We start from the raw sequence: 6,000 nt of genomic DNA on the forward strand, positions 1-6,000 counted from the left end.
TTGTATGGATTCTTCTGTTGATCAAGGATTGGAAATTGATCAAGGATGTATTTAATAAAATTGATAAAAAATATAAAAATTCCTTTTTGAGGATTTTGTTTAAATTTTTTGTTTTGATCTTCTGGTTTGTAACTTATTTGTCGTTTTTATAACCAGAGAAATGTCTATGTTATGTCTGGAGTAGTTGTATTAGATTAGTCAGTTAGATTTTCATTTTGTAATGTTTTCAACTATTTTCGAGAGGACAAAATATGTTTAATAATTTATTTGTTAGATACGTCTGTATCCAACAACACGATATGAAAGATTGCGGAGCAGCCTGTTTAGCTACCATTTCCCAACAACATGGGCTAAAAATACCCATTTCGAGAATACGGGAGATAGCCAGCACAGATAAACAAGGCACGAATGTTTATGGAATGATAAAGGCTGCAGAACATCTAGGTTTTACAGCTAAAGGAGTAAAAGGTACTCAGGAAGCTTTGTTTGAACCCTTTCCGCTTCCAGCTATTGCTCATGTAGTCATTGATCAAAGCTTGCTTCATTATGTCGTGATTCATCGAATTACAAAGGATAAAATCATCATCGCAGATCCCGCAAAAGGGATCGTGACCCTTACACCGGAAGAATTTTACCAAATCTGGACAGGGATTTTAATCTTAATGGTCCCTGCGCCGAAATTCCAGAAAGATGACGAAACAAAAGGATTGTTTTCGCGCTTTTTCGGTCTGTTACTCCCGCACAAACGGCTTCTGTTCGGGATTTTTGCCGCTTCTGTTCTGTATACGGTCTTTGGGATACTGGGCGCTTTTTATTTTAAATTTCTTATTGATGAGATCCTGCCGTATCAATTGCAAAAGACATTGCATATCGTCTCCATCGCAGTGATTCTCCTGACCGTCTTCAAGGTGATTCTTAACGCTTTTCGCAGTCATCTGCTGCTCTATCTCAGTCAAAAACTCGATATTGCCTTGATATTGGGCTACTATCACCATGTTTTGAATCTTCCCATGAATTTTTTTGGAACCCGAAAAGTTGGCGAAATCATCTCAAGGTTGATGGATGCATCAAAAGTAAGAGATGCGATTTCAAGTGCTACTCTCACCATCATGATCGATATTTTAATGGTGATGGCGGGAGGGATTATTTTATATTCCCAAAATGCCTTCTTGTTTGGCGTTACTGTATTGATGATCCCTCTCTTCATCGGGATTGTATGGGCGTTTCACAAACCGTTTGAGAAAGTCAATCGGGACCAAATGGAGAAAAATGCTCTGTTGACCTCCTATATTGTGGAGTCGATCAACGGCATCGAAACCGTAAAGGCGTATAACGCTGAAGAAAAGGCGAATTTTGAAACCGAAAAAAGGTTTATCGCACTCTTAAAAAGTTATTTTAAGAACGGATACCTGAATAACCTGCAGTCTTCCATCAAATTGTTTGTTCAGACGGTTGGCGGCATTGTCATCCTCTGGGTGGGTGCCAACGAAGTGCTGACGGGCAAGTTGAGCATAGGACAACTGGTTACTTACAATGCACTGTTGGCCTATTTTTTGGAACCAATCCAAAATCTGATCAATTTGCAGCCTACCGTGCAGACTGCAGTGGTTGCCGCGGACAGACTAGGTGAAATATTTGATCTGGACCTGGAAAAAGATCCTGAAGAGGATAAGAAAATAAAACCCGCCTCGTTGAAAGGCACTGTTGCTTTTCAAAATATCGATTTCAGGTATGGTACGAGGCAATTGATATTAAAAAATATCAACCTGACCATTCAACCGGGAGAAAAAATTGCTCTGGTTGGGGAAAGTGGCTCAGGCAAGACGACCCTGGTGAAACTTTTGATGAAATTTTACCCCTATGAAAAAGGGGAAATTCTGCTCAATGATACCAATATAAAAGATATAAATTTGGATGCGTTGCGTGAACGAATTGCTTATATTTCACAGGATACCTTCTTTTTCAGCGGGACAATCAGAGAAAATCTATGTCTTGGGATTGATCCGAATACAGATTTGGAAAAGATAGTTGGGGCTGCAAAGATAGCAAAAGCACATGATTTCATCAATACGCTCCCATTACGATACAACACGATGTTGGAGGAAAATGCCTCAAATCTCTCAGGTGGACAAAGGCAACGTTTGGCAATTGCCAGGGCAATACTGCGAAATCCGGATATCTTAATTATGGATGAAGCAACTAGCAATCTCGATTCCACTACCGAAAAGGCAATAGCGGAAACGGTAAACGATTTCTGCAAAGGGATTACAACGATTATTATTGCCCACCGTTTAAGCACGATTATGAGATGTAACAAGATCTACGTAATGAATCAAGGGGAATTCGTTGAGTCAGGAACTCATGAGGAGCTAATGGAACAAAGAGGAAAGTATTTTGAATTATGGAAAGACCAATTGCCTGATTTTAAAGATGAAAAAAGTTTGGAAGTTGTTATGCAACCGTAATTAACCAACATAGAGGTAGGGAAAATGAAAGCAATTATAAAAGACTTTAGCGAGTTGACCGATAGCCGGGAACTGTACGAGGCTCGACCGAACCCGGTGATTTCGTTTTTTATGTACATTCTGATGGCTTTGATTACGATCGCATTTTTATGGGCCTATTTCGGGGAAAAAGAGATTGTTGTAAAGGCAGCAGGAGTGGTTAGACCCAATGACAGTGTCAGTTCGATACGAAACAAGGTGTTAGGAAAGGTTGAAAGGGTCTATGTAAAAGCGGGGCAAAGCGTGAAACAGGGGGGGCTGTTGTTTGCGCTTGAGAAAGAGGATTTGGAAGTTCAAAAGAAAGCGCTGATGGACCAGTTGGAAGAATCAAAAGAAAACGTGGCTCTGCTCGATAAATTTAAAAAAGGTGTTGAAGAAGGAAACAATTACTTTTCCAGGGGTGTAAAGGGGGAACAGGAGTTTCACGAAAGATTGTTAAAGTATCAGTTGGATTCCCAAAGCTTAAAAACGGAGCTGGAAAGCACCGGTTTAAACCTGTCCCAAAACAAATCCAGTTACAGCTCAAAAATCGTTGAAATTGAAGATACATTACACCAATTGCGGCTGCTGGAGAGATCTATCTTGCAGAATCAAAATCTCTTTTCGGAAGTACATAAGGAATACTTTAACAAGTATGTCGATTATGAAATGAAAATCAAAAAACTGAAAAACGCTGTTGATCAAAAGAAAAAATCCTATGAAACGATGAAAACTGTGGGGGACGAGGTGTTTTCGAGACAGCAGATAGAGAATGAAAAAAATCAGTTGGAGCTTGCGCAATTGGAATTGGATAGCTATCAGAATGAATATCTGTTAGCCATTCGAGAGAAAATGGAAGAACATGAAAAACAACTTGTAGAGTATAAAAAAAACTTAAGAAAAACGAATCAGGATGACTATTTGTATTCCAACAGCCGGACAGTGGCTTTGCAAAAGCTGAAAATGGATACATTGGTCGGGATTAACGAACAAATCAAAAATGAAGATGAAAAAATAAAACAACTGGAAGAGCAATTAAAAAGCGTGGAACTCCACATACAGGAGCGTGAGATCAAGTCCCCGATCGATGGCATTGTTAATGTAACAACCGAAGTTAGCAAAGGGGATCTCATTCAAACCGGAACAGAATTGGCAACAATTATCCCCGAGAATAACTCCCAATATAAGATTCAGCTTTCTCTGCCAAATAAAAATATTGCCAAAATTAAGGAAGGAGATCGCGTTAGATATCATTTCCTGGCTCTTCCTTTCGATGAATATGGTGAGCTTACAGGTACAATCACAAAAATAGCTAAGGATGCGATCCTGAAACAGGAAACGGGGGAAAGTTTTTATTTGGCGGAAGCGACCCTTGATAATAAGCCTCTTCACAGTTACAAAGGGCAAGAAGCAACTATTAAAGTGGGAATGATTACGGAAGCTTATATTGTTACAGAATCTAAGAAAATCTTGTATTATTTGCTGGAGAAGATTGATCTTAGAGATTAAGTTAGGGTCTGCAGCAAGTTTTAAAAAAATTATGTCAGGTGGTTACCAATGAATTTGTTTGTTTTTCCTGCACTTGCAATAACAATCAGCCAGCCTCTGGCATTTCAACAGACAACAGACCTTACACTCAACCAAGCATTACAAAAAGGTTACGAAAGTAGCTATGAGATGAAAAAGGCGGTACTAGAGGTTGAAAAGGCTAAAGCCGATAAAGCAGTGGCAGATCAAATGGCTCAATCCATTCGTATTCCTTCAAACAACCTGCCCTTGGCAACTTTAGAAACACATTTGGCAAAATACGCAAATCCAAAACAAGCGGAGCTCAGAGTCAAACAGTCACAACTTGCTAGTAATTACGCTAAATTGGAAGTCGGATTTAAAGTGAAAAAAGCGTACTTTGATCTAGCTCAAACTATTGAACAATTAGAAAGTGCCCAATTCGCTCAACAATGGGCGGAAAGGCAATTGACAATCACTCAGAAGAAATATACCGCCGGTATAGCATCAAAAAAAGAAATACTTGAGGCCGAAACAAATCTTGCGAAAACCAAATTATCTGTTTTTGAGTTAGAAGAGGAAGTAAAAAAAACGACGTGGAATTTGAACGAACTTTTAGGTGAATCCGAAGATAAGCAATACAATCTAACCAATAAGATTCTAAATGGAGCTGTTCTCATCACAGATAAATCTTTGGATGAATGGGTTTCCATTGTGAAGACTCATAACCCCAATTATCAACAAAAACAGATTGCCCTAGAGATAGCAGATATTAGAATAAATGAAATTTCACGACACTATTCATCTGTTCTTAATTCATATAACACACAGGAGTCAGATTTAGTTAGTCAAGACGCCGAACTCACCAAACAACTTGAAGAGCTGTCTAAAGAAGACACCGAACAGGCGAAAAGAGCAATTGAAGAAATAAAACAAAAATCAGCAGAAATTAAAGACCAAATTGAGCAGATCAAACAACAAAAGCAACAATCCCAACAGGAAGAACAAGTAATCAAGCAAGCAGAAATCGTGGCTAAGCAATTTGCAGAATTAGAACTGAAAAATGAGACTGGAAAGATAAAGCGATCCGTTATGGAAGCATTATCAAATTACAAAATAGTCAATAAAAATGTGGAATACACTGCTAAGGAACTGGAAAAAGCGGGGAAAAGCCTGCGAATTATCCAACTGCAATACGAGAATGGATTGGCTTCCTCCATGGATGTTGAAAACATGCGCTCCGCACTTAATAAAGCTAAACTTGACTACAGCAAGAGTAAGTACCAACTTCTACTTACAAAGTCGCAGTTTGAACTTGTAGTTGGGAGGGCTATAGAGTAGGGATCTCCCAAGAAAGACTAACACCGAGCTTACTGTAAGTGACTGGGGATGATCAAAATGAATTCACAACAAAGAGTAAAGTGATGAATACGAGGAAAATGGGAAAATTTCGTTTTGTGTTTTTCCATGTGTTGTAGGCTGGGGGGTGTCGACTTCTATTTTTTTTATTCCAGCGAGTGTTTGAATACGGCTTATCGTTTTCAAGGTACTTTGAAGATGGTTTTTTGCGAGACTTAAGGATTTTTGTGTTTCAAAGTCAGATGGCAAAAGTCTGTCAATATTTATGCATCTCTAGTGATTATTGGCTGAAAGTTCCTCCCTATTACTATGCTCCTGGCATCCCCATACAGAAACAATAGACAGAGCCCCCAGTCACCGGCTTCGACGGGGGCTCCTTGTTTGCCTTTACCGATAGACGTTAAATACGGGCCAGATATCGGCTGTTTCCATTCCGTTTCGCCACGCGGCAATCCCAATCAACCGGTACTTATTGACCAGATCTCTAAGCATGGTCATGGACTGTTGATCTTCCATCCAGATCTGATGTTTTGCCCCATTCTCAGCTATGAATTCGACGTAGTTTTGCTGCGTTTTTGCATCCTGAATATTTCACTGCCATAAGGCCAGTGAGTTAATCAGTGAGAGCCACTTTGTTAACGAATTGGAGCCA

General features: G+C 39.4%; 3 protein-coding genes. All 3 read left to right on the top strand.

All coding sequences use genetic code 11. The annotated features are described in order from the left end of the window. Positions 1-251: 251 nt before the first annotated feature. The 3 genes from ACFO8Q_RS23695 to ACFO8Q_RS23705 are packed head-to-tail and all read left to right on the top strand — an operon-like array spanning position 252 to position 5,330. Positions 252-2,465, top strand: a complete 2,214-nt coding sequence (locus ACFO8Q_RS23695; RefSeq protein WP_380029812.1) for a peptidase domain-containing ABC transporter — start codon at positions 252-254, stop codon at positions 2,463-2,465. 24 nt (positions 2,466-2,489) lie between these two features. Continuing rightward, on the top strand, positions 2,490-3,992 hold the full coding sequence (locus tag ACFO8Q_RS23700; protein WP_380029815.1) for an HlyD family efflux transporter periplasmic adaptor subunit: 1,503 nt from the start codon (positions 2,490-2,492) through the stop codon (positions 3,990-3,992). A gap of 48 nt (positions 3,993-4,040) precedes the next feature. Continuing rightward, a complete protein-coding gene (locus ACFO8Q_RS23705) occupies positions 4,041-5,330 on the top strand; it encodes a TolC family protein (protein ID WP_380029817.1) in 1,290 nt (429 codons plus the stop codon). Positions 5,331-6,000 lie beyond the last annotated feature (670 nt).

This window comes from Effusibacillus consociatus, from assembly GCF_042652925.1.
Lineage (GTDB): Bacteria > Bacillota > Bacilli > Tumebacillales > Effusibacillaceae > Effusibacillus > Effusibacillus consociatus.

Bases quoted from the DNA above. Each gene is read 5' to 3' on its own strand.
- ACFO8Q_RS23700 (WP_380029815.1), top strand. From the start codon at position 2,490: ATGAAAGCAATTATAAAAGACTTTAGCGAGTTGACCGATAGCCGGGAA.
- ACFO8Q_RS23695 (WP_380029812.1), top strand. From the start codon at position 252: ATGTTTAATAATTTATTTGTTAGATACGTCTGTATCCAACAACACGAT.
- ACFO8Q_RS23705 (WP_380029817.1), top strand. From the start codon at position 4,041: ATGAATTTGTTTGTTTTTCCTGCACTTGCAATAACAATCAGCCAGCCT.